The organism is Rhodoferax sp. MLSD5-FHT05B10 (genome assembly GCF_058793415.1).
On sequence record NZ_JBXAFT010000003.1, the window covers coordinates 321818 to 345820 of the forward strand.

At 64.6% G+C, this 24003-nt stretch carries 26 protein-coding genes; 14 read left to right on the plus strand and 12 right to left on the minus strand.

The annotated features are described in order from the left end of the window. Positions 1-46 precede the first annotated feature (46 nt). Genes AC1Q5W_RS06730 through tolA form a run of 9 tightly spaced genes read left to right on the plus strand, consistent with a single transcriptional unit; the run spans position 47 to position 7486 of the window. Positions 47-679: a riboflavin synthase gene (locus AC1Q5W_RS06730; RefSeq protein ID WP_492643364.1), complete on the plus strand. Its 633-nt coding sequence runs from the start codon at positions 47-49 to the stop codon at positions 677-679. 39 nt (positions 680-718) lie between these two features. Beyond that, complete coding sequence (locus tag AC1Q5W_RS06735) at positions 719-1963, plus strand: nitronate monooxygenase (protein ID WP_492643365.1); 1245 nt, start codon at positions 719-721, stop codon at positions 1961-1963. An 11-nt stretch (positions 1964-1974) separates the two neighbouring features. Continuing rightward, a complete protein-coding gene (gene ribBA, locus AC1Q5W_RS06740) occupies positions 1975-3090 on the plus strand; it encodes a bifunctional 3,4-dihydroxy-2-butanone-4-phosphate synthase/GTP cyclohydrolase II (protein ID WP_492643366.1) in 1116 nt (371 codons plus the stop codon). A 10-nt stretch (positions 3091-3100) separates the two neighbouring features. After that, the gene (ribH, locus tag AC1Q5W_RS06745) at positions 3101-3574 is read left to right on the plus strand and encodes a 6,7-dimethyl-8-ribityllumazine synthase (protein WP_492643367.1); all 474 of its coding nucleotides are present in this window, start codon (positions 3101-3103) and stop codon (positions 3572-3574) included. Then, positions 3574-4116, plus strand: a complete 543-nt coding sequence (gene nusB / locus AC1Q5W_RS06750) for a transcription antitermination factor NusB (RefSeq protein ID WP_492643368.1) — start codon at positions 3574-3576, stop codon at positions 4114-4116. Before ribH ends, nusB begins: the two co-directional genes overlap by 1 nt. A 15-nt stretch (positions 4117-4131) precedes the next feature. Next, on the plus strand, positions 4132-5316 hold the full coding sequence (locus AC1Q5W_RS06755) for a pyridoxal phosphate-dependent aminotransferase (protein ID WP_492643369.1): 1185 nt from the start codon (positions 4132-4134) through the stop codon (positions 5314-5316). Positions 5317-5360: 44 nt separating this feature from the next. Continuing rightward, positions 5361-6056: a protein TolQ gene (tolQ, locus tag AC1Q5W_RS06760; protein ID WP_492643370.1), complete on the plus strand. Its 696-nt coding sequence runs from the start codon at positions 5361-5363 to the stop codon at positions 6054-6056. 2 nt (positions 6057-6058) lie between these two features. Further along, positions 6059-6493, plus strand: coding sequence for an ExbD/TolR family protein (locus AC1Q5W_RS06765; protein WP_492643371.1), 435 nt, complete (start codon positions 6059-6061; stop codon positions 6491-6493). Positions 6494-6529: 36 nt separating this feature from the next. Beyond that, positions 6530-7486: a cell envelope integrity protein TolA gene (gene tolA / locus AC1Q5W_RS06770; RefSeq protein WP_492643372.1), complete on the plus strand. Its 957-nt coding sequence runs from the start codon at positions 6530-6532 to the stop codon at positions 7484-7486. Between the two features lie 97 nt (positions 7487-7583). On the opposite strand, the gene dnaE is transcribed toward tolA, so the two are convergent. Then, positions 7584-11150 carry a DNA polymerase III subunit alpha gene (dnaE, locus tag AC1Q5W_RS06775; RefSeq protein WP_492643373.1) on the minus strand — a complete coding sequence of 1189 codons (3567 nt, stop codon included), beginning with the start codon at positions 11148-11150 and terminating at the stop codon, positions 7584-7586. Positions 11151-11190: 40 nt separating this feature from the next. Between dnaE and AC1Q5W_RS06780 the strand changes: the two genes are divergently transcribed. Continuing rightward, positions 11191-11970, plus strand: a complete 780-nt coding sequence (locus tag AC1Q5W_RS06780) for a sulfurtransferase (RefSeq protein WP_492643374.1) — start codon at positions 11191-11193, stop codon at positions 11968-11970. Here AC1Q5W_RS06780 and AC1Q5W_RS06785 read toward each other — a convergent pair. The 5 genes from AC1Q5W_RS06785 to AC1Q5W_RS06805 all read right to left on the minus strand — a co-directional run bounded on the left by AC1Q5W_RS06785 (position 11942) and on the right by AC1Q5W_RS06805 (position 15098). After that, complete coding sequence (locus AC1Q5W_RS06785; RefSeq protein WP_492646109.1) at positions 11942-12751, minus strand: DUF2145 domain-containing protein; 810 nt, start codon at positions 12749-12751, stop codon at positions 11942-11944. The genes AC1Q5W_RS06780 and AC1Q5W_RS06785 overlap by 29 nt on opposite strands. An 8-nt stretch (positions 12752-12759) precedes the next feature. Continuing rightward, positions 12760-13161 (minus strand): hypothetical protein, encoded by a 402-nt coding sequence (locus AC1Q5W_RS06790; protein WP_492646110.1) that lies wholly within the window; start codon positions 13159-13161, stop codon positions 12760-12762. Between the two features lie 169 nt (positions 13162-13330). Beyond that, complete coding sequence (locus AC1Q5W_RS06795; protein WP_492643375.1) at positions 13331-13873, minus strand: flavodoxin family protein; 543 nt, start codon at positions 13871-13873, stop codon at positions 13331-13333. 75 nt (positions 13874-13948) lie between these two features. After that, positions 13949-14359: a DoxX family protein gene (locus AC1Q5W_RS06800; RefSeq protein ID WP_492643376.1), complete on the minus strand. Its 411-nt coding sequence runs from the start codon at positions 14357-14359 to the stop codon at positions 13949-13951. 37 nt (positions 14360-14396) lie between these two features. After that, complete coding sequence (locus tag AC1Q5W_RS06805) at positions 14397-15098, minus strand: pirin family protein (protein ID WP_492643377.1); 702 nt, start codon at positions 15096-15098, stop codon at positions 14397-14399. Positions 15099-15215: 117 nt separating this feature from the next. On the opposite strand from AC1Q5W_RS06805, the gene AC1Q5W_RS06810 reads away from it, so the two are divergent. Genes AC1Q5W_RS06810 through gluQRS form a run of 3 tightly spaced genes read left to right on the plus strand, consistent with a single transcriptional unit; the run spans position 15216 to position 18251 of the window. Next, positions 15216-16157 carry a LysR substrate-binding domain-containing protein gene (locus AC1Q5W_RS06810; RefSeq protein WP_492643378.1) on the plus strand — a complete coding sequence of 314 codons (942 nt, stop codon included), beginning with the start codon at positions 15216-15218 and terminating at the stop codon, positions 16155-16157. 55 nt (positions 16158-16212) lie between these two features. Next, complete coding sequence (locus tag AC1Q5W_RS06815; RefSeq protein ID WP_492643379.1) at positions 16213-17256, plus strand: NAD(P)/FAD-dependent oxidoreductase; 1044 nt, start codon at positions 16213-16215, stop codon at positions 17254-17256. Continuing rightward, positions 17253-18251 (plus strand): tRNA glutamyl-Q(34) synthetase GluQRS, encoded by a 999-nt coding sequence (gene gluQRS, locus AC1Q5W_RS06820; protein WP_492643380.1) that lies wholly within the window; start codon positions 17253-17255, stop codon positions 18249-18251. The genes AC1Q5W_RS06815 and gluQRS overlap by 4 nt, the downstream gene beginning before the upstream one ends. Here the strand turns inward: gluQRS and AC1Q5W_RS06825 are convergent. The 6 genes from AC1Q5W_RS06825 to AC1Q5W_RS06850 form a co-directional block, all read right to left on the minus strand. After that, a complete protein-coding gene (locus tag AC1Q5W_RS06825) occupies positions 18211-19374 on the minus strand; it encodes an ATP-binding protein (RefSeq protein WP_492643381.1) in 1164 nt (387 codons plus the stop codon). The two genes, gluQRS and AC1Q5W_RS06825, sit on opposite strands and share 41 nt — an antisense overlap. Next, the gene (locus AC1Q5W_RS06830; protein WP_492643382.1) at positions 19371-20102 is read right to left on the minus strand and encodes a response regulator; all 732 of its coding nucleotides are present in this window, start codon (positions 20100-20102) and stop codon (positions 19371-19373) included. The genes AC1Q5W_RS06825 and AC1Q5W_RS06830 overlap by 4 nt, the downstream gene beginning before the upstream one ends. Positions 20103-20281: 179 nt before the next feature. Continuing rightward, positions 20282-20893 carry a chalcone isomerase family protein gene (locus tag AC1Q5W_RS06835; RefSeq protein WP_492643383.1) on the minus strand — a complete coding sequence of 204 codons (612 nt, stop codon included), beginning with the start codon at positions 20891-20893 and terminating at the stop codon, positions 20282-20284. Positions 20894-20981: 88 nt separating this feature from the next. Next, positions 20982-21674 carry a flagellar basal body L-ring protein FlgH gene (locus tag AC1Q5W_RS06840; RefSeq protein WP_492643384.1) on the minus strand — a complete coding sequence of 231 codons (693 nt, stop codon included), beginning with the start codon at positions 21672-21674 and terminating at the stop codon, positions 20982-20984. Next, positions 21671-22294: a cell division protein FtsI gene (locus AC1Q5W_RS06845; protein ID WP_492643385.1), complete on the minus strand. Its 624-nt coding sequence runs from the start codon at positions 22292-22294 to the stop codon at positions 21671-21673. The genes AC1Q5W_RS06840 and AC1Q5W_RS06845 overlap by 4 nt, the downstream gene beginning before the upstream one ends. Position 22295: 1 nt before the next feature. After that, entirely contained in the window at positions 22296-22784 is a 489-nt protein-coding gene (locus tag AC1Q5W_RS06850) for a hypothetical protein (RefSeq protein ID WP_492643386.1), read from the minus strand. A 302-nt stretch (positions 22785-23086) separates the two neighbouring features. Between AC1Q5W_RS06850 and trmB the strand changes: the two genes are divergently transcribed. Then, positions 23087-23863, plus strand: a complete 777-nt coding sequence (trmB, locus tag AC1Q5W_RS06855; protein ID WP_492643387.1) for a tRNA (guanosine(46)-N7)-methyltransferase TrmB — start codon at positions 23087-23089, stop codon at positions 23861-23863. Positions 23864-24003 lie beyond the last annotated feature (140 nt).

Consider the following 24003-nt stretch of genomic DNA (forward strand, 5'->3'; position numbering starts at 1 on the left):
TTGTGTCAAGGCCGGGTAGCGGCCCAATCCCTGCGAAAATGCGGGGATGTTTACTGGAATCATCACCGGTGTGGGCCGCATTGCGGCCGTTCACGCCCTGGGCGACGCGCCCACCCACGGCAAGCGCCTCACCATTGAAAGCCCGGCCGGCTACCTGGACGACGTGGGCCTGGGCGACAGCATTGCGCTCAACGGCGCCTGCATGACCGTCACCACACTGGATGCGGCACACCGCCAGTTCACCATCGACATCTCCGCTGAGTCGCTCACGAAAACGGCCGGACTGGACGCCGTGGGCACCATCAACCTGGAAAAGGCCCTGCGCGCCAACGACCGCCTGGGTGGCCATCTGGTGTCCGGCCATGTGGACGGCATCGGCCGGGTCACCCACTTCGCCCAGGTGGGCGAAAGCTGGGAGCTGCGCGTGCTGGCGCCCCAGTCGCTGGCGAAATACCTGGCGTACAAGGGTTCCATCACCATCAACGGCGTGAGCCTCACCGTCAACCGCATCGCCGACCTGGCTGACGGTTGCGAAGCCAGCATCAACCTCATTCCCCATACCGTCGAAAATACGGCTCTGGGCACCCTCCAGACCGGCTCGCTGGTCAACCTGGAAATTGACCTGATTGCACGCTATGTCGAGCGCATGCTCGGCAACAACCCGCCCGTGCCGGCCTGATACCTATTTCCACCCTACTTACCTATGACAAGGACAACGATGAAACGAGTAGATGATTTCCGCCTTAAGTTCGGCAAAAAAGAGCTGGTGCCGATCATGATTGGCGGAATGGGTGTTGACATTTCCACCGCCGAACTGGCGCTGGAAGCGGCACGCCTGGGTGGCATTGGGCATATTTCGGACGCGCTGATCCATGACGTGTCTGACCGGCGCTTTGACACGGAGTTCGTCAAGGGTAAAACCAAGTTTTACAAAGCCAACATCAACAATTCCGACAAGAGCATCATCCAGTTCGACCTCGGCCATCTGGCCGAAGCCACCCGCCTGCATGTGGGCAGGACCATGGAAGCCAAGCGCGGCGATGGCATGGTGTTTGTCAACATCATGGAAAAGCTGACCATGAATGCCGCGCGTGAAACGCTGCAGGTCCGCCTGAATTCGGCCCTGGATGCCGGCGTCGACGGCATCACCCTGAGTGCTGGCCTGCACCTGGGTTCGTTCGGCCTCATGGCCGACCACCCGCGCTTTCGCGACGCCAAGCTCGGCATCATCGTGTCGTCGGTGCGTGCGTTGCAGCTGTTCCTGCGCAAGACCGCGCGCCTGGACCGGCTGCCCGATTTTGTGGTGATTGAGGGCCCGCTGGCCGGCGGTCACCTGGGCTTCGGCATGGACTGGGCCCAATACGATCTGGCCACCATCGTGGCCGAGATTGCCGCCTACCTGAAAGCCGAGCAGCTGGATATTCCGCTGATTGCCGCAGGCGGCATCTTTACCGGCAGCGACGCCACCGCGTTCTTGGAACACGGCGCCGCCGCCGTCCAGGTGGCAACCCGCTTTACGGTGGCCAACGAGTGCGGCCTGCCCGCCAAGGTCAAGCAGGAATATTTCAAGGCCAGCGAAGAAGACATCATCGTCAACACCATTTCGCCCACCGGCTACCCCATGCGCATGCTGCGCAACACACCGGCCATCGGCTCGGGCATCCGCCCCAACTGCGAGGCCTATGGCTACCTGCTCGACGGCAACGGCAACTGCGCCTACATCACCGCCTACAACCAGCAAATTGCACTGCACCCCGATGGCAAGAACATCTCGGTCATGGACAAGACCTGCCTGTGCACCCATATGCGCAACTACAACTGCTGGACCTGTGGCAGCCTGACCTACCGCCTGAAAGACACCACCCGCAAGGCAGCCGACGGCAGTTACCAGACACTGAGCGCCGAGCACATCTTCAAGGACTACCAGTTCAGCGTGGACAACCAGATTCTGCTGCCCGCCTGAGACACGACACCATGACCACACTCAACCCCGTACCCATTTCCCCTGTTGAAGACATCGTGGCCGACATGCGCGCCGGGCGCATCGTGATCCTGGTGGACGAGGAAGACCGCGAAAACGAAGGCGACCTGGTTCTGGCCGCCGACCACGTGACGGCCGATGCCATCAACTTCATGGCCCGCTTCGGCCGGGGCCTGATCTGCCTGACCCTCACCCGCGAACGCTGCGAGCGGCTGCAATTGCCCCCCATGACGGTGCACAACGGCGACAAGAAAGGCACGGCCTTCACCGTGTCTATTGAAGCCGCCGAGGGCGTCACCACCGGCATCTCCGCCGCCGACCGTGCCCGCACCGTGCAGGCTGCCGTAGCCAAGGACGCCGTAGCCAGCGATCTGGTGCAACCCGGCCACATCTTCCCGCTGCAGGCCGTCGCGGGCGGCGTGCTCATGCGCGCCGGCCACACCGAAGCCGGCTGCGACCTGGCCACCATGGCGGGTTGCTCGCCGGCCGCCGTCATCTGCGAGATCATGAAGGACGACGGCACCATGGCCCGTCTACCGGACCTGCAGCTGTTCGCAGCCGAACACGGCCTGAAGATCGGCACCATCGCCGACCTGATCGCATACCGCAGCCGGGTGGAGTCCCTGATCGAGAAAATGGGCGAGCGCACCATCCGCACGGCCTTTGGCGAATTCACGGCCCACGCCTTTCGCGACACCACCGGACACGGCGTGCACCTGGCGCTGGTGCGGGGAGCCTGGGCTGCCAGCGACACGGTTTCGGTCCGTGTGCACGAACCGCTGTCGGTGCTCGACGCGCTGGAAATCGACCGCAGCATGCACTCCTGGAGCCTGGACGCCGCGTTGTCCCACATAGCCAACGACGGCAAGGGCGTCGTGGTCCTGCTCAACTGCGGTGAAAGCGGCGAACAGTTGCTGTCGCAGTTCGACGGCACCGCCCGCCCCGCCCACGCGCCCGAGCACGGCCGCATGGACTTGCGCTCCTACGGCATCGGTGCGCAGATTCTGCGCCAGTGCGGCGTGCACAAGATGCGCCTGATGGGCAGCCCGCGGCGCATGCCCAGCATGACCGGCTACGGGCTGGAAATTACCGGCTACATCAGCAAATAAGGAACACACTATGTTTGGCGCAGACAAAGGCACCGTTGCCACCGAAGACAGCCGCATGAACGGCAAGAAGCTCAAAGTGGGCATTGTGCAGGCGCGCTTCAACGCCTCCGTCACCGACGCACTGGCACAGGCCTGCAAGGCAGAACTGCTGGCACTGGGCGTGGCGGAGAGAGACATCGAGCACGTCACAGTGCCTGGCGCGCTGGAAGTCCCGGTGGCCCTGCAGGCCATGGCCGAAAAGGCCAGCTACGACACCCTGATCGCCATCGGCTGCATCATCCGTGGCGAAACCTACCACTTCGAACTGGTCGCCAACGAATCCGGCGCGGGCGTCACCCGCGTGTCGCTCGACTACCAGCTGCCCATCGCCAACGCCATCCTCACCACCGAAGACATGCCCCAAGCCGTGGCCCGCCAGGTCGAGAAAGGCCGCGATGCGGCCCGCGTTGCCGTGGAAATGGCCAACCTGCTGGAGTCGATTTGATGAGTGACATGAACACGCCCTCGGCCGCCAAGCGCCCGCCACGCCAGTCGCGCACCGGGTTGACCAGCACCGGCGCCCGCAAGGCCGGCAGCAAGTCCGACCGCAGCCGTGCGCGTGAGTTTGCCCTGCAGGGCCTGTACCAGAGCCTGGTCGGCGGCAATGCCGTGGACGACATCGACACCTTCACCCGCGATCTGGCCGGTTTCAACAAGGCCGACTCGGTGCATTTCGATGCGCTGCTGCAGGGCTGCGTGGCCGAGGCCGCCCAGCTCGACGCCCTGATCACCCCCCTGCTGGATCGCCCCATGGGGGAAATTTCTCCGGTCGAACATGCCATCATGTGGATCGGCACCTACGAAATGGCGCATTGCCTGGACGTGCCCTGGCGTGTCGTGCTCAACGAGTGCATCGAACTGGCCAAGGAATTTGGCGGCACCGACGGCCACAAGTACGTCAACGCCGTGCTCAACGGCATCGCCCCCAGCCTGCGGGCAGCCGAGGTGGAGGCCGACCGCGGCCGGGACAAGAAACCACGCGACTGAGCCGCGCGCCCGCCCATGCAGATATCCTCGCGCGCGCAGAAGATAGAACCCTTCTATGTCATGGAGGTGGCCAAGGCTGCTTCCACCCTGGGCGCGCAGGTGGCGCACACCGATGCGCCCATGATTTTCCTGAACATTGGCGAACCCGACTTCACCGCCCCGCCGCTGGTGCAGGAGGCCGCTGAAAAGGCCATCCGCGACGGGCGCACGCAGTACACCCCGGCCACCGGTCTGCCGGCCCTGCGCGAGCGCATCAGCGACTGGTACACGCAGCGCTTCGGCGTGGACGTGCCAGCCAGCCGCATCATCATCACAGCGGGCGCCTCGGCGGCGTTGCACCTGGCGTGCATGGCCCTGATCGAGGCGGGCGACGAAATCCTGATGCCCGACCCCAGCTACCCCTGCAACCGGCACTTCGTCAATGCCAGCGAGGGCCGCGCGGTACTCATCCCCACCACCGCCGAAGAGCGCTTCCAGCTCAGCGCCGACAAGGTCCGCGCCGCCTGGGGCGCGCGCACGCGCGGGGTGCTGCTGGCCTCGCCGTCCAACCCCACCGGCACATCCATCCACCCGGATGCCCTGCGCGACATCCACCAGGTGGTGCAGTCGCATGGCGGCATCACGCTGGTCGATGAAATCTACCTCGGCCTGAGCTTTGAAGCCCGGTTCGGCCAGACAGCCCTGGCGCTGGACGAGCACCTCATCAGCATCAACAGCTTCAGCAAGTACTTCAACATGACCGGCTGGCGCCTGGGCTGGATGGTGGTGCCCGAGAAACTGGTGCCCGTCATCGAGCGCCTGGCGCAAAACCTGTTCATCTGCCCCAGCAGCATTGCCCAGCACGCCGCACTGGCCTGCTTCGAGCCGCAGAGCTTGGCCCTGTACGAGGAACGCCGCCATGAATTCAAGGCCCGGCGCGACTACTTCCTGCCCCAGTTGCAGGCCATGGGGCTGAACGTGCCAGTGCTGCCCGACGGGGCCTTCTATGCCTGGGCCGACTGCTCGCAGGCCTGCGCCAGACTGGGTGTCGAAAACAGTTGGAACTTTGCCTTCGAAATCATGAACAAAGCCCATGTCGCCATTACGCCGGGGCGTGACTTTGGTACCGCCCAGACACACAACTTTGTCCGCTTTTCAACCGCCAGTTCCCTGGCGCACCTGCAGGAGGCCGTGGCCCGCCTGCGCGCGCTGCTGCTGTGATGCGGGCGTTGCCAAACCCCGTGCACCTACCCTGAAACGCTGAAATGAACCAAGACCTCTCCATCCTCCACCTGGTGCTCAACGCCAGCCTTGTGGTGCAAGCCGTCATGCTGCTGCTGATGCTGGTGTCCATCGCCAGCTGGGCCGCCATCTTCCGCAAGCTGTTTGCCCTCAAGCGGGTCAAGGGACTCAACGAGTCTTTCGAGCGCGAGTTCTGGTCGGGCTCCAGCCTCAACGATCTGCTGGCCGCCGCCAGCAAGAACGCCAGCCACTGCGGTCCCATGGAACGCATTTTTGCCAGCGGCATGCGCGAGTTCCAGAAACTGCGCGAGCGCCGCATCACCGACGTAGGCACCCTGATGGACGGTGCACGGCGCGCCATGCGAGCCAGCTTCCAGCGCGAAATGGACGTGGTGGAGAGCAACCTGTCGTTCCTGGCCTCGGTCGGCTCCGTGTCCCCCTATGTGGGCCTGTTCGGCACCGTGTGGGGCATCATGCACGCCTTCAGCGGCCTGGCTGCACTCACCCAGGTGACGCTGGCCACCGTGGCGCCTGGCATTGCCGAAGCGCTGGTGGCTACCGCCATCGGCCTGTTTGCGGCCATTCCCGCCGTAGTGGCCTACAACCGCTTCGCCCGCGACATCGACCGCATTGCCACGCAGCAGGAGACCTTCATCGAGGAGTTCTCCAACATCCTGCAGCGCAACGTGGGCGCGCAGGCCGGCAGCACGGGTCGCTGACCATGCCAGCCGTCTCACACCGCGGCCGGGGGCGGCGCACCATCAACGAGATCAACATGGTGCCCTTCATCGACGTGATGCTGGTGCTGCTGATCATCTTCATGGTCACAGCGCCCCTGATCACGCCCAGCATGATTGACCTGCCCAGCGTCGGCAAGGCGGCGCGCCAGCCCGACCAGATCATCCAGGTCGTGCTGGGAAAGAACGACACCCTGGAAATGAAGATCAAGGACCAGACCACGGCGCTCTCGCTCAAGGAGCTGGCCACCGCCGTCAAGCGCGCGCAAGGCGCCAAAGACAGCGTGGCCGCTGCCAACTCGGCCGTGGTCATCAGCGCCGACAAGAACGTGAAGTACGAAAGCGTGGTCAAGGTCATGGACACCCTGCAGCGCGCCGGCATCCAGCGCGTGGGCCTATCCGTGCAGCTGGCCAACTAGCGCGCACCCGGCAGGTCACCCGCACCACAGCATCCCATGAGCGCCACCACCGCCGAACGCCTGGAGTTTGCACCACCGCCCACACCGGGCCTGGTGCGCGCCCTGGCCCTGGCCATCGTGGCCCACGCCCTGCTGCTGGCTGTGCTGGCGGTGGGCGTGCAGTGGAAGCGCGACGCCACCCCGGTCACCGTGGAAGCCGAACTCTGGTCCGCCATTCCCGAGCAGGCCGCGCCGCCGGCCCCGGAGCCCGCACCGCCGCCACCGCCCGCCATCCCGGCGCCAGCACCCAAGCCCACCACCGTGGCGCCGCCCGCCCCGCCACCACCCGTGCCCCTGCCCGACCCGAGCATTGCCATTGCCAAGGAGAAGGCCCGCCTGCAAAAGGAAAAGCAGGCGCAGCAGGACAAGCTGGAGCAGGAAAAGCGGCAGAAGGAAGCGCTGCAAAAACAGAAGCTGCAGGAAGCCAAGGACGCGCGGGAGAAAGCCGCACGCGACAAGGCACTGCATGACAAGGAAGCCCGGGACAAGGCGCTGGCCGACAAGGCAGCCGCCGCCAAGAAGCTGCAACAGGAGCAGCGCACCCAGGACGCCAAGGCCGCCAGCGACGCCAAGAGCCTGGCCCAGTCGCGCCAGCAGCAGCTGGAGCGCATCGCCCGCATGGCCGGCGCGGCCACCGGCAACGGCGACGCCAGCTCCACCGGGACGGCCAAACAATCCTCCGGGCCGTCGGCCGGCTATGCCGGACGCCTGCGGGCCCGCGTCAAACCCAACATCACCTACACCGAGCCCATATCCGGCAACCCGGCAGCCGAGGTGGAAGTCCGCACAGCCCCCACCGGCACCATCATCAACCGCAAGCTGGTGAAATCCAGCGGCGTGAAGTCGTGGGACGACGCTGTGCTGAACGCCATCGACAAAACCGAAACGCTGCCGCCGGACGTGGACGGCCGGGTGCCGTCGTCGCTGCTCCTGATCTTCCGCCCCAAAGACTGAGCGGCATTGCCAGCGTTGCAAGCGCTACAGTTTCAATAGCTGTCTGCGCAGTGAATACAGGGGCTGCAAGCCTTTTTCCTGCTGATTTTCAGCAGCGTCATTCGTAGGCGATCACCGCTTTGCCCTGGTCCGCCTGCGCCCGCCAGCCTGCCAGTGCGGAGTCGGAGGGATAAAACCGCGCGTTGTCGCCCAGGTGCAGTTCGGCCGCGGCGCCGGAACACTCGTCCGACGCACCGCCCGTGCACTGCACCGACAGACGCACCGACAGCCCCCGCACCAGTTCACCCTGCTCGGTCATCTCGCGCTGTGCCGGAAATTCCTTCACCATGCGCCCCACGTCCGGCACCTTGCCGGTGCCGTCCACCTGCACCGCCACCCGCAGGTATTTGCCGAAACGGCAGCGCGCCTGCTCCAGATCCCAGATCTGCGTCACGGTGAGCTGCTTGCCACCGGAGAAGCGGTCATCCCTGACCTTGCCCATGACGATGATGAGCTCGTCGTCTTTGAGCAGGTTCTTGTGGGCGTTGAGCAGGTCTTCTTCCACCCGCGCGTCGATCATGGCGGACTTGTCGTCCAGCTTGAACAGTGCCAGCTTGCCGCGCTGGCCGTTGATGACCCGGAAATCGGTGACGATGCCGGCCAGCAGCTGCGGCTCACGCGTGTCCAGCAGCTCATCGAGCTGGCGCTTGGCAAAGCGGCGCACCTCCCGCGTCACCTCATCAAACAGGTGGCCCGACAGGTAGAAGCCCACGGCCGTCTTTTCCTGCATCAGGCGCTCTTTCACGCCCCAGGGCATGGCCTCCACCAAGTCCGGCTCCTGCGTGCTGGAGCCGTGGTCGTCCTCGCCCCCCATGTCGAACAGGCCCACCTGGTTGGCGTTGGCGGCACTGGCCGTGGCAAAGTCAAAAGCCCGGTCGATGCTGGCCACCAGCGACGCCCGGTTGAGTTGCAGGGTGTCAAAGGCCCCCGCCTTGATGAGCGCCTCCACGCAGCGCTTGTTCAGGCGCGTGCGGTCCACGCGGCGGGCAAAGTCGAACAGGCTGGTGAACGGCCCGGCCTCGCCCGTGGGGCCCTTGCCGTCGCGCGCTGCCACAATGGCTTCGATGGCCTGCTGACCCGTGCCCTTCACGGCCCCCAGGCCGTAGCGGATTTCCTTGTTGGAGATGGGCTCGAACCGGTAGCGCCCGCGGTTGATGTTGGGCGGCTCGAACGACAGCCCCATCTTCTCGGCGTCTTCGAACAAGACTTTCAGCTTGTCGGTGTCGTCCATTTCCACCGTCATGTTGGCGCAGAAGAACTCGGCCGTGTAGTGCACCTTGAGCCAGGCCGTGTGGTAGGCCAGCAGGGAATAGGCGGCGGCGTGCGACTTGTTGAAGCCGTAGCCGGCGAACTTTTCCATCAGGTCAAAGACCTCGTCGGCCTTCTCCTGGCTGATGTCGTTCTTGGCGGCGCCAGCGCGGAAGATGGCGCGGTGCTCGGCCATTTCTTCGGCCTTCTTCTTGCCCATGGCCCGGCGCAGCATGTCGGCGCCACCCAGCGAATAGCCGCCCAGAATCTGCGCGGTCTGCATCACCTGCTCCTGGTAGACCATGATGCCGTAGGTCTCGGAAAGCATGTCGGCTACCAGCGGGTGCGGGTACTCGATCACCTCGCGCCCGTGCTTGCGCGCCACGAAGCTGGGAATCAGGTCCATGGGGCCTGGGCGGTACAGGGCGTTCAGCGCAATCAGGTCCTCCAGGCGCGTGGGCTTCGCGTCGCGCAGCATGCCCTGCATGCCGCGGCTTTCAAACTGGAACACGGCCTCGGTCTTGCCGTCGGAAAACAGCTTGTAGACCTTGGGGTCGTCCAGCGGCAGGTTCTCGAAGGCAAAGTTCTCCTGCCCCGGGTGGCGCTGCATGATGAACTCGCGCGCAATCTCCAGGATGGTCAGCGTGGCCAGGCCCAAGAAGTCGAACTTCACCAGGCCGATGGCCTCCACGTCGTCCTTGTCGTACTGGCTCACGGCCGACTCGCTGCCAGGCTGCTGGTACAGCGGGCAGAAGTCAGTGAGCTTGCCCGGGGCGATCAACACGCCCCCGGCGTGCATGCCGACGTTGCGGGTCATGCCCTCCAACTTGCGGGCCAGCTCCAGCAGGGTCTTGACGTCTTCTTCCTTTTCCTCGCGCTCGGCCAGGATGGGCTCGGCCTCGGTGGCATACACGTACTTGTCGCTCTTCTTGCCGTCGGTGGGCGGCAGCTGCAGCGTGACGTTGGTGCCGGGCTTGTTGGGGATGAGCTTGCTGATGCCGTCGCAGAAGGTGTAGCTCATGTCCAGCACGCGACCCACGTCGCGCACCACGCCGCGCGCGGCCATGGTGCCGAAGGTGGCGATCTGGCTCACGGCGTCCTTGCCGTACTTGCTCTTCACATAGTCGATCACCAGATTGCGGTTGGTCTGGCAGAAGTCGATGTCGAAGTCGGGCATGGAGACCCGCTCGGGGTTCAGGAAACGCTCGAACAGCAGCTTGTAGCGGATGGGGTCCAGATCGGTGATCTTGAGCGCGTAGGCCACCAGCGAGCCGGCACCGGAGCCCCGGCCCGGCCCCACCGGGCAGCCGTTGTTCTTGGCCCAGTTGATGAAGTCGCCCACGATCAGGAAGTAGCCGGGGAAACCCATTTTCAGGATGGTGGTCAGCTCAAATTCGAGGCGCTCCACATACTCGGGCATGCGCTGCGCACGCTCGGCGGCGTCCGGGTACAGGTGCGCCATGCGCTCCTTGAGCCCTTCGTGCGAGGCGTAGCGGAAATATTCCTCTGGCGACATGCGCTGGCCATTGACCTCGGGCGTGGGAAAGTCGGGCAGCTGCGGCTTGCCCAGCACCAACGTCAGGCTGCAGCGCTTGGCAATCTCCAGCGTGTTGGCAATGGCCGAGGGCACATCGGCAAACAGCGCCTCCATCTGCGCGGCCGACTTGAAATACTGCTCGCGCGTGAACTTGCGCACCCGGCGCTGGTTGCCCAGGATCTCGCCGTCGGCAATGCAGACCCGGGCCTCGTGGGCCTCGAAGTCATCGGGCTCGGTGAACTGCACCGGATGCGTTGCCACCACCGGCAGTTTCATGCGTGCCGCCAGTTGCACGGCGGCGGCCACATGGGCTTCGTCGTCCAGGCGCCCGGCGCGCTGCAACTCGATGTAAAACCGGTGCGGGAACACGCTGGCGAGCTGCAGCGCCACGGCATGGGCCCGCGCCGTGTCACCCTGCACCAGCGCCTGACCCACGGGGCCGGCCTGCGCCCCCGACAGGGCGATCAGCCCCTCGCCCAGCTCCTGCAGCCAGGCCAGCTTGACCACGGCCTGGGCTTTCACCACGTTTTGCGTCCAGGCCCGCGCCAGCAACTCCGACAAGTTCAGGTAGCCCTGCTTGTTCTGCACCAGCAGCACGATGCGCGACAGGGCCGCCACATCACCCCCCAGGCCCTCCAGGAAAATCTCGACGCCGATGATGGGCTTGGTGCCCTTGGCGCGCCCCTGCTTGTAAAACTTGATGGCGCCAAACAGGTTGCTCAGGTCCGTAATGGCCAGCGCAGGCTGGCCATCGGCCACCGCCGCCTGGATGATGTCGTCGATGCGGTTGGTGCCGTCAACGACAGAAAATTCGGTGTGCAGGCGCAGGTGTACAAACATGGGACCATTGTAGTTTTTCACGGCCCGTAAAATCGGGGACATGAACCCGGTACTGAACATCTCGGCCTATAAATTTGTCCCATTGCCGGACACGGCGGCGCTGCGCGAAACGCTTTTGGCCCGCGCGCTGGCGTTGCAGCTCAAAGGCACCATTTTGCTGGCCGAAGAGGGCATCAACCTGTTCCTGGCTGGACCGGCCGACGCTGTGCGCGGCTTCGTGGCCCAATTGCAGGGCGACCCGCGCCTTGCCGACGTGGCCCCCAAGGAAAGCTGGTCCGAAACCCAGCCTTTCAAGAAGATGCTGGTGAAGGTCAAGGGCGAGATCATCCGCATGAACCACCCCACCATCCGGCCCGCCGAAGGCCGGGCGCCGGCCGTTGCCCCCGCCACCGTGAAGCGCTGGCTCGACCAGGGGCATGACGACGCGGGCCGCCCGGTGGTGACGCTGGACACCCGCAACGACTTTGAAGTGGACGCCGGCACCTTTGAAGGCGCCATTGACTGGCGCATTACCAAGTTCACCGAATTTCCGCAGGCCCTGCGCACGCACAAGGCCGACCTCCAGGGCAAGACGGTGGTGAGCTTCTGCACCGGCGGCATCCGCTGCGAGAAGGCGGCCATCCTGATGCGCGAAGAAGGGCTGGAGCATGTGTACCAGCTCGAAGGCGGCATCCTCAAGTACTTTGAGGAAACCGATGCCGCCCACTACCAGGGCGGCTGCTTTGTGTTTGATGAGCGCCGGGCGGTGGATGTGGCACTCAAGGCCACACCGGAATTGGCAAGCCCCCCCGTCAGCGCAGCGTCACCACCGGCTGCGTAGCCAGGCCGGCACGCAGCATCCAGGCAAAAACCGAGTCCACGGTCGTGGTCTCGATACGGTCGGCATAGCGCTTTTCATTGGGGTGATCATCGAAGGCCACATTGGCCGCCGTGACGCGTGCACCCAGGCGGGTCAGCGCACCAATGTTCAACACAGAAGGCTGAAAGCCTTTCAGCAGCAACCAGGACTGGGCCTGCTGCCGGGTGGGGTTGCTCACCGTGGACAAATCTTCGGATAAGGCCAAGGCCATGGTCTCCGTGGCCCATTGGTTGGACTGCTGGTACTTGGAACCCCACACGTAGCTGACCATGCTGTAGGGTTTCTCGTGCAGACGCACGGCGCGGCTTTCGTCTCGCAGCAGGGCCAGCAGTTTGCTCTGGGCCTCGGGTGTCGGAACCACCCAGGCGGCTTCGTATTGCCAAAGGTCGTCCAGAAAGAACTCGCCCAGGCCCTGGCGGTAGATGTCAGCCTCGGCCGTGCCACACTGGTTGAGCTTGTGCAGAACGCGCCAGACATGTCCACCCCGGTCATCGGGCTGCTGGTACGCAAAACCAAAATGCGAGTAACGCAGGCCGTATTTGCTTAAATCCTGCCCGGCACGCGCCAAGATAACAACCTTGGCCCCGCTTTGATCCAGCGCCTGCAAGGTACGCATGGCCAGATTAAGCGAGCGCTCGACGGTGGTTACCGTCATCGGCTGCGGCTCTCCGCAGGCGCGCCCCGCGTATGCCGGCCCCAGATGCAGCAGCAACGCCGCAAGCAGCGCCCTGCCAACGACCATCAGGTGCTTCACAGCGTCACGCGTTGGTTGTGCAGCAGGGCACGGCCCGCTTCATTGGGCACAAAGGCAAGGACCTGCCCCGCCACCGATAGCACCACCCCCGCGCTGATGATGCTCACGCTGACTACCGTACCCACCGTGGTCGAGGCCGCACCAGCTACCTTGCCGGACACTTCAACACTCGCTCGCGCACCATCCGACACGCGCTCCAGCACATACCGGGTGCCTGTCGCCGAGGCTTCAACGCCCTTGACAACCAGCACCGCACCCGCCGTGGAAAAAGCCACAGGCAAGGCCACTGCAGCCCCCACACTGGCACCCACTACCGAGCCCAGCGGCATCAGGGACAGTGCGCTGGCCGTGGATGCGTTGTTTTGAGCCTGTGCAGCAGGGACTCCACCGACAACCATGGCGCACGCAAGCACCCAAGCATGTGTGAATTGTTTCAAGATAGCGCTCCTTTGTTTAACGGATCAACACGCAGCACTATATCGGGACCATCCAGACAAAAAAGCCCGAACGCTCTGCATGAGCGTCCGGGCTGATCTAGCGCAAATATGAAAAATATCTGCCGCTGGATTACTTGGCCATGGCGGCAATGCGGGCGCCAAACAGCCGTGCGGTTTCCAGGTCCCCGGCATTCATTTCTTCGCCGCTGGCGTCGCCCGGGGTCTGGGCCATGGGGCCTGCGCTGGAAGCCAGGTAATTCACGTCGCTGCGCTGCGAAGCCTTGGTGTTGTTGTAGTTCAGGCCCGTACCCACCCACACGCCGCCGTGCTGCATGGCCAGCGTCATGAAGTAGTGCAGCGTGGAATGCTTGTCGCCGTTGACGTTGGCGCTGGCGGTGAAGCCGCCAAAAATCTTGTCCTTCCAGGCCTGGGTGTACCAGGGCTTGCTGGAGGCATCGGCAAACTTCTTGAACTGCCAGCTCACGCTGCCCATGTAGGTGGGCGATCCAAAGATGATGGCGTCGGCCGCGGCCAGGGTCTCCCAGGCGCCTTCGGGCAGGTTGCCATCCGCGTCAATGGCGATGAGCTCTGCGCCCGCGCCCTGGGCCACCGATTGCGCCATGCGCTGGGTGTGACCGTAACCCGAATGAAAAACCACTGCTACTTTTGCCATGAACGAACTCCTGGTTTGCTACTAAAAGAATGGAACCGCTGCGGCGCAGCGCCTCCGTGGGAACAATCTGAAGAATCAGGCGCCGCGCCGGGCGTCGACGCTATAGGCGCCAGCCCCGAAAGCCGTCAGCATGAGCAATCCGCCGGCGATGGCCAGGTTCTTGTAGAACATGATCTGGTTCACCATCACCTGGTCCGCTGGTGCCGCCCAATACTTGTGAAAGAACAGGCCAGCCGCCACGGTAAACACCGCGGTGATCAAAGCTGCCCAACGGGTCTGGAAACCGAGCAGCAAGGCCAGGCCGCCACCCACTTCCACCGCAATGGCCAGCGCAGCGCCCAGTTCTGGAAACGGCAGTCCGACCGATCCGATGTACCCCGCCGTACCGGCGAAGCCACCCAGTTTGGCAATGCCGGCCGGCAGGAACAACAGTGCCATGAGAATGCGAGCCGCCAGGGCCAGGGGATCTTGCAACTTGGTCAACATGAAAACTCCTTGAATTTAAAAACAGTCAAAAAAACGATCAGGCTGAAAGATCAAACACCAGCACTTCCGCGGCTTTGCCGTGGGCCAGGGTCAACACGTTTTCTGCCTCCAGCAGCACCGCGTCACCGGTGCTGAGGGGGTGCCCGTTGACCTCCAGCTCGCCACGCAGCAGGTGCACATAGGCTTTGCGCTGGGGGTCCAGCACCAGCTGGGCGCTCTGCTCACCGTCGAGCAGGCTGCTGTACAGGCGTGCATCGGCATGGATCAGCACCGAGCCCTCGGCCCCGTCAGGGGAGGCCACCAGCCGCAGCACGCCCTGCTTCTCCGCCGCGGCAAAGGTCTTTTGCTCGTAGCTGGGGGCAATGCCGGTCACATTGGGCTCGATCCAGATCTGGAAGAAATGGGTCGTCTCGTTGGGTGCGTGGTTGAACTCGCTGTGCTGCACGCCCGTGCCGGCGCTCATGCGCTGCACGTCGCCCGGGGGAATGCCCTTGACGTTGCCCATGCTGTCCTTGTGCGCCAGGTTGCCCGACACCACGTAGCTGATGATTTCCATGTCGCGGTGGCCGTGCGTGCCGAAGCCGGTGCCGGGGGCAATGCGGTCTTCGTTGATGACGCGCAGGTTGCCCCAGCCCATGTGGCGGGGGTCGTAGTAGCCGGCGAATGAAAAGCTGTGGAAGGACTTGAGCCAGCCGTGGTCGGCGTAGCCACGGTCTGCCGATTTGCGTAAGGTCAACATGGTGGGGTTTCCTTGAAGTTCCTGTCGATGGGTAGAACTTTAGGCCCGGCACCGGGACTTTCCACCCACCCTGTTTGATGGCATCATTCAAATAATTTCAACCAAAAAGGCCCATCCATGCAAACCGCACGCGATGTGTTGACCCCCGATGCCCTGGCCATGCTGCAGGCCATTGAGTCGGCTGGCAGCTTTGCCGCCGCCGCCCGCGCCCTGGGGTTGGTGCCCAGCGCCCTGACCTACCGCATCCGCCAGATCGAGGACGCGCTGGACGTGCTGCTGTACGACCGCAGCTCGCGCCAGGCCCGCATGACCGAAGCCGGTGCCCTGCTGATGCGCGAAGGCGCGCGCCTGCTCGGCGAGATCGATGCCGTGGCCAACCGGGTCAAGCGCGTGGCCACCGGCTGGGAGCCGCTGCTGACCATTGCCGTGGACACGGTCATCTCCAAGGCCACCGTCATGGAGTTGTGCGAGAGCTTCTTCAGCCTCTCTCCCCCCACCCGCATCCGACTGCGCGACGAGACCCTCTCCGGCACGCTGGAAGCCCTCACCGCCGGCCAGGCCGACCTGGCCCTGGGCGTGGCCCTGGATGCGGCCAACAACGCCGGCATCCAGGGCAAGACCCTGGGCACCATGCAATTTGTCTACGCGGTGGCACCCCACCACCCGCTGGCCAATGCCCCCGAGCCTTTGAGCGACACCGTCATCCAGCAGCACCGCGCCGTGGCGGTGGCGGACTCCGTCCAGCGCGGCAGGGGCATGACCTACGGCCTGCTGGGCGGACAGGATGTATTCACCGTCGCCAGCATGCACGCCAAGCTCGATGCCCAGTTGCGCGGTCTGGCGGGTGGCTACCTACCGCAGTGCATGGCGGGCAGCTACATTGAAACGGGCCGCCTGGTCGTCAAGCAGACCGAGCGCCCGTACCGCACGGTGCCGCTGAGTTACGCCTGGCGCGGAGCCACTTCGTCGACCCAGGGCCGGGCCTTGCAATGGTGGCTGCAGCAACTCGAAAGCCCCGCCACCCGCCTCGCGCTGCTGGAACAACACCGTAGCGCCTGATGCCAGCGTGTATAAAGAGGCATAAACCTTCCCACCACTCTTGGAGACACCGCACATGACCGCTTCCAGACACATCGCCATCGTGGGTGCCGGCATGGCCGCCATCGCCTGCGCCCGCACCCTGGTACAGGCCGGCCACCGTGTCACGGTGTTCGAAAAAAGCCACACCGTGGGCGGTCGCATGGCCACTCGCAACAGCCCGTTTGGCAGCTTTGACCATGGCACGCAGTACTTCACCATCCGCGATCCGCGTTTCGAGCTGGCCCTGCAGACCAGCCCCGGGGTGTGCAAACCCTGGAGTGCCAACACGGTGCATGTGCTGGACAAGCAGGGCCGTGTCGCCGCGGCCGGCCATCCCGCCGGGGAGGCGCACTGGGTCCCCAAACCCACCATGAACACCCTGCCGCAGCAGTGGGCCAAGCCGCTGCTCGACCAGGGCAGCGTGGAGTTGCAGACCCGCGTCGACCGCATCGAACCCGACGCCCTCAACAAGCGGCAATGGCAGCTGCGCACCACCGGCGCCCAGGACAGCACGCATGTGTATTCCGGCTTCGACGCCGTGGTGCTGGCCATCCCGTCGCCACAGGCGCTGGCCCTGCTGCAGGCCTCCCAGGTGGGCGCGCCGCTGCAGAAAGACATCAGCAAAGTCACGGTCGCACCCTGCTGGACGCTGATGCTCGCCTTTCCACAGGCCGTGCAACCCGGCCTCACCACGCTGGGGCCGCAGTGGAGCGCTGCCCGCAGCACCCACCACCGCATTGCCTGGCTGGCGCGTGAATCCAGCAAACCGGGTCGCGGCTGGGTGGAGCGCTGGACGGTGCAGGCCAGCGCCACCTGGTCGCAGGAACACCTGCAGGATGACGAGGCGCGTGTGCAGGCCAAGCTGCTGAAGGCCTTTACCGAAGTCACCGGCATCCGTGCCGAGCCGGCGCACATGGACACCCAGCGCTGGAAGTACGCGCAGACCGTGCAGCCGCTGGGCCGCTCCCACCTGTGGGACGCCAAGACGGGCCTGGGCCTGTGCGGCGACTGGTGCCTGGGCCACCGCGTGGAAGATGCCTTTGTGTCTGGCCTGGAGCTGGCCCTCGCAATCATTTGAGTACCCCGCCTGTCGCCCCCGGCTACCGGGGGCGCTTTGCCCCCTCGCCCACCGGCCCGCTGCATGCAGGCTCGCTGGTGGCCGCCCTGGCGAGCTGGCTTGACGCCCGGGCCCATGGCGGCCCGTGGCTGGTGCGCATCGAAGACGTGGACACACCGCGCTGCGTGCCCGGGGCCGACCAGACCATCCTGCGCCAGCTTGCCGCCTGCGGCCTGCACCCCGATGAACCGCCGGTGTGGCAGAGCCGGCGCACACCGCTCTACCAGCAGGCGCTGGAGCACTTGGTCGCGCGCGGCCTGGCCTACCCCTGCGCCTGCTCGCGCAAGGACATCGAAGCCGCCCTGCAGCAAGCCGGCATGACAAAGCCCCGCCACGGCGAACTGGTCTACCCCGGCACCTGCCGCGCAGGCCTGCAGGGCAAGCCCGGGCGCGCCTGGCGGTTGCGCACCGATATTTCAATGCCCAATCAGCCTGCAGGCCACGAAGAACCTGCGCAGAAAGCTACGAAAAATATAGCGAGCCAGGTAGTGCACTGGACCGACCGCCGTCTGGGTCCCCAACAGCAGGACGTGGCGCAGGAGGTGGGCGATTTCGTGCTCCAGCGCGCCGACGGCCTTTTTGCCTACCAACTCGCCGTGGTGGTGGACGACGCCGCGCAGGGCATCACCCACGTGGTGCGCGGCGAAGACCTGACCGACAACACGGCGCGGCAGATCCTGCTGCAGCGCGCCCTGGGCCTGCCCACGCCACAGTACCTGCACACCCCTCTGGTGCGCGGCGCCAACGGAGAAAAACTCTCCAAGCAAAACGGCGCACAGGCGCTGGACGTGTCCGACCCGCTGGCCGCACTCAACGCCGCGGCTGCCGTGCTGGGCCTGCCCGCCCAAGGCGGCACGCTGGAGCATGCCCTGACCCATTGGACCGGGCTCTGGCGGGCGACGGTGCAACCGCATGCTACACGCTGTCGCAGAGGGCGCGGGGCAATGCCACCGTGACCGCCAGTCCCCCTTTTTCACCGTTCCGGAGGCGCACCGTACCGTTCAGGCGCCGCGCGATGTCGTTGGCAATCGAAAGCCCCAGGCCGACTCCGCCGCTGTGGCGGTTGCGTGAGCCCTCCGCCCGCTGAAACGGAGTCAGCATCCGGTCCATGTCGGCTTCGGCAATGCCCGGCCCGCTGTCACTGATCTCGATGCACACATGCCCCGGTGTTTCATGGCAGCGCACCCGGGCATGCCCGCCATACCGGATGGCGTTGTCGACGATGTTGTTGATGCACCGGCGCAAGGCCGATGGCTGCGTGCGCAGCGGCGCGCAGGCCTGGGCCGATTCGGCATCCACCAGCTCCACGGCATGGCCACTGGCGGCATAGTCGTCCACCAGGCTGCGCAGCATCGAGTCCACATCCAGCAACACAAACGGCTCGGCATGCGCCGCGCCCCGCAGGTAGTCCAGCGTGGTGGTGATCATGGCGTTCATCTCCGCAATGTCCCGCCCGAAGCGCAGACGTTGCTGCACGTCGGCCAGGCCTTCGGCCCGCAAGGCCAGGCGCGTCAGGGGGGTACGCAGGTCGTGCGACACCGCCGCAACGAAACTGTCCCGCTCGCTGAGCTGCCGGCAGATCTGTGCCTGCATCTGGTTGAAGACCCGGGTGGCCTCGCGGCATTCGTCCGTACCCTCTTCCACCAGCGGCGCACGGTGGATGTCGCGTCCCAGCTCATGCGCGGCGTTGGCCAGGCGCCGCACGGGCTGCGACAGCCAGCGGGCACCGATCCAGGCCGCCAGCATCAGGGCCGCAATGCGAACCCCCACGTCCACCCACAACCGCGGATTTAGGAAGGGGCGCGGCCCGTTCGGTCCCCCCGGACCACCCGGGCCGGGGGGCGGCCCCGCAGGTCCCATGGGCGGCGGCATACCGCCCGGTCCCTTGGCATTGAGGGGCGCGTACACCCCGGGCACGGCACCCGGCCCTGGGCCGAACAGGTGGGGGCCCATTTCAAACATCAACCGCAGCGCCAGGGCATGGCTGACCAGCACCGCCACCCCCAGCAACAACGCCAACCGGCCAAACAGCGTGCTGGGCACCAGCAGGGCGCGGGCCCAGGCCAGCACACGGTTCATGCCGCGCGGCCCTGCACGGACGCTACATCGAACAAATACCCTCTGCCGCGCACCGTCTTGATCATGTTCGATCCCTCCGGCGCGCGCGCCAGCTTCTGGCGCAGACGGGAAACCAGCAGGTCGATGCTGCGCTCGTTGGCGCCGGCCATGTGCCCGCGGGCCAGTTCCATCAACTGATCGCGGCTGAGCAGGCGGCGCGGCGTATGCAGGAAGGTGCTCAGGAGCCGGAATTCCGCATTGGACAAGGCTACCATCAGGCCACTGGGCGCATGCAGGCTGTGGTTTTCCCGGTTCAGTTTCCAGCCGTTGAAGCAGATCACGTCGTTTCCGGCACGCCGTGCGGGGCCATCCAGCGGTATGGTGGAGCGCCGCAGCACCGACTGGATGCGGGCCACCAGCTCCCGCGGCTCGAACGGCTTGCTCACGTAGTCGTCGGCCCCGTTTTCCAGCCCCAGCACCCGGTCGTAATGGTCCGAGCGCGCCGTCAGCATGATGATGGGTATGCGGGATTGCCGCCGTATCTCCCGTGCGAGGGTCAGGCCATCGGCGCCCGGCAGCATGACGTCGAGCACGATCAGATCGATCGCATGCTGCGCCATCTGCTGGCGCATGCCCGCGCCATCACCCGCCACATGGACCCAAAACCCGTAGGGCGCCAGATAACCAGCCAGCAGACCGGTAATTTCCGCGTCGTCGTCAACAATCAATATATGGGTTTTCGGAATCATGGCGGGCGAAAGCAAATAAGTATAAATTCCCGCCAGAGGCATTCCCCGGAAAACCGAGTTTTCCCGCCTACTTTGCAAACTCTTTACATACCATTTATGTCAACCCTGATACAGAGTCGACATAATCCCTATACAAATATATTGAAAAGATAATCGACGTCGCCAGCCCCCCCCCTTTCTCAGTAGGTCATGGAGGTACGCGTTATCTGGGGTTGTCCCAGCAGCTTGGTCTTGAGGCCCGGATCGGCGGGCTTGTCACCCAGCCAGATGTTGAGCAGCGCGTTGAAGAACGCAATGTCGCGCAAAGGCGCCGTCAGGGGCTTTTTGTTGAGCTCCACCACCGTGCCGGTACCGGGCACCCAATCCAGGGTCAGCGTGTCGCCCTTGCGCAAGCCGTTCGGCTGGCTGGAAATCGCCTTGCCCAGCTGCAGCAGGTGCCCCATGACATGGGATTGCAGAGCCCCGCCGTCGGTCGAGGCATAGTTCGCCAGCACGTCATTGAAATCCTCGCCGCTCACATCGCGCAACATGGCAATCACCAGCCGCCGCGGGCCATCCATGGACAACACGTCGCGCACAGACCCTCTCTGGTCCGGCAGATACAGGCCCATGGCGTAGATCTTGAAAATCAGCCGCATGCTGACGCCGGCACCATTGAGCTTGAGGTTCTTTCCCGCCACCAGGACCGAATCATCCAGCGCGACGCCCTCCATATCGACGGTTGCCGCAGCCGGCGCGCATGCCACGGCGCAAGCCACAGCAGCCAAGGTAGTTCTCAGTTCCAATAACATGGGTGTTCTCCAAAAAGCGGACCGGCCCGACAAGCGCACGACGTCCATTGATTTGCGGGAAGGAAATTCGGGCACCGCGCAGCGCCCTCTACCAGATGGCCAGGGTGTTGGTGAGCGCGCGCTGCAGCCAGTTGCGCGTGGCGCCATCCGATACATCGCCCTGCCCCACGACCTCCAGGCGGGCATTGACCACGTCGGCCGAGCGCACGACATTGCCGTCCTTGATGTCCTTGGGGTCCACCACCCCGGAAAAGCGCATCGTGTTGACCCCGCCGTGCAGGGAGATGCTGCGCTCACCCGCCACGACGAGATTGCCGTTGGCTAGCACATTGATGACCGACGCCGCCAGCTGCCCGGTGAAACTGCTGTCGTTCTTGGCCGTGCCGTTGCCCTTGAAGGTGTTGCTGCCCGAGGCCGTGACGTCCTGCGCCATCAGTCCGGGGAGAATGTTGTTGGTCGCGGCCGCACCAGGCCCCTTGGAAGCCAGCGCGCTGTCGCGGCTGATGTCGGTTTTGATCGTGTTGCTGGCGCGCAGGCTTTCGGAGATGTCGACCTTCAGTGTGTCGCCCACGTTGCGCGGCTTCTGTCGCCCCGAGAACAGCGACACCGAGTTCGGCTGGTACAGGGAGCCGGTATTCACCCGCTCCACGCTGGCCGGACGGGGAATGGGCGCCGCGGCCAACGGGCCCTGCACGATGGTGCTGGGGGTGCTGGCGCAGCCGGTCAGCAGACTGATGGAACAGGCCAGCCCGACCAGGCCGCCATGGATGTACTTGCTCATGAATTTCCCTTCTGGATGGAGGACGAACGCCGCTCCGGGACCACACCGGTCACCAGCGCCGCGACCACGGGTTCCAGCTTGTCGTGCGTGGAAGCCCATTTGCTTGCGCCGTAGCCGGGATCCAGCACGTAGTGGCTGCTCGACAGCACCCTTCCCTGCGCGGTCTGCAGGGACAGTGCCGCGGTGCTCACAAACGACTGGAAGCGCTCGGTCATCGGTGGCCGGTCCCAGTCAATCTGCGCGCTGTAGCGCAGCCAGACCTGGCACGCCTGCCCCGCGACGGCGCCCTCATACACCCGGCTCTCTATGTGGTGGCTGCGCAAGGCCGTCTGCAGGGCCGGCACCATGTCGGCCACCTGCGTCTGCGGGTTGAACTCGATGCACAGTTCCGGGAACGGTTGGTGGGCGTGGTAGACCGTGTCGCTGGCCTGCCCGGGCTCCGACTGAATTGCCATCGTGGCAAGACTGCCGGTGGCCTTGGCCAGCTCCCACACGGGCATGGGACTGATGATGGAGCAGCCCGATTGCAGCGCACCCAGCACCGCCACCAGCACCATGCGCTGGCGTAGCGGTCGGGTATGCAACCCACCGGCGGCCCGCAATCCATTACGGCGCGGCATGTCAGACGATCGCGTTGATGGCCTGGGCGACCGCCGACACACCCAGCGACGCATAGTTCGCCGCCTTGCTGGCCGCCGAGCTGATGCCGTCGCCAATGGACGACAGCACGCCACCGACCGCCGAGGCCGCTGACGACACTTCCGCTTCCAGGTCATGCACGGCGCCGCCCACCGCGTCGCTGACCGCCTTGCCGGCATCGCTCACCGTAGTGGCCACCGTGGCGGCCTCGTCCTCGACACTCTGCCAGGCGCTCTCCACCACCTTGCCCAGTGCGTCGTATTCGGACTCGACGGCGTCGCCCAGCTTGCCCAGGCTCTCCGCACTGAACGAACAGATTGCGCTGACGGAATCACCTACAGCATCGGCGGCACCGGCGATGGACGCCACAACCGGGCCATAGGCCTGGGCATTGGCGTCGTAACTGCTCTGGGTGGCCTTGGACGGCGTGATGGACGGAAGATAGGACGTAACCGAATTAATACTGCTCACAGGATGCTCCTTGGTTGGCGTTGAGGGATGAGCAAATATTAATTTCTCAAATAAATTAGAAACCTCTCATCAAAATAGATAAAGCAAGTTACTTCAGATACTGGAAAAAACGTATTAACCAAATATAAATATCCGGCACATACAGACCAAACACAGACACGCAAAATATAATATTCAGATATATTTTTCAATATCGACACACAATATATTTGTGCGCCAAGATAATCGGGTGCGCAGCCTGCCGGTCGCCGCGTGCACGCCACCCTCCCTACAATGCAGGCCACACTCACCATCGGCCCACCATGACTTCCGTACCCACCGAACCTCACGCCCCGGACGCCCCCGACTCCAGCAAGCCCTTCATGCGCACCATCAAGAGCTTCGTCAAACGCGCCGGCCGTACCACCACCGGCCAGGCCAAGGCGTTTGAGGAACTGGGGCCCAAGTTCCTGCTGCCCTACCAGCCGTCCGCTATCAATTTGGAAGCTGTATTCGCAGATTCCACGAGGCCTGAAGGCCAAAACGATGCGCAAAAACACCCTGTCGTGCTGGAAATCGGCTTTGGCATGGGTGAGGCCACGGCGCATATCGCCGGCGTGCTGCCCGAGACGCATTTCCTGTGCTGCGAGGTGCACGAACCCGGCGTGGGCGCGCTCCTGAAGCGCATTGGCGAGCAGAACCTCTCCAACATCCGCATCTGCGCCCACGATGCGGTGGAGGTGATCGACCACATGCTGCCCCTGCAAAGCCTGGACGGCGTGCACATCTTCTTCCCCGACCCCTGGCACAAGACCAAGCACAACAAGCGCCGCCTGATCCAGTCACCCCTGGTGGCCAAGCTGGCGCAGCGCCTCAAGGTGGGCGGCTATATCCACTGCGCGACCGACTGGCAGCCCTACGCCGAGCAGATCCTGGAGGTGTTGACCGCCGAGCCGCTGTTGAAGAACCGCGCCCTGGCCACGAACCCCGAACTGGCCGGCTATGCGCCCAAGCCGCACTACCGGCCACTGACCAAGTTCGAGAACCGCGGCATCAAGCTGGGACACGGTGTGTGGGACCTGGTGTTCGAACGGATCTAGGTCTATGGCCCCCACGATAGGCACGGCCCACGGTCTGGGCGGCACAGGGCTTTGCGCAGGTAAAGGAGGAGAGCGCAACGCGCTCGGGGGACACGGAGCAAAACCCTGTGTCGCCCAGACCGTGGGCCCTCACGCTGGCG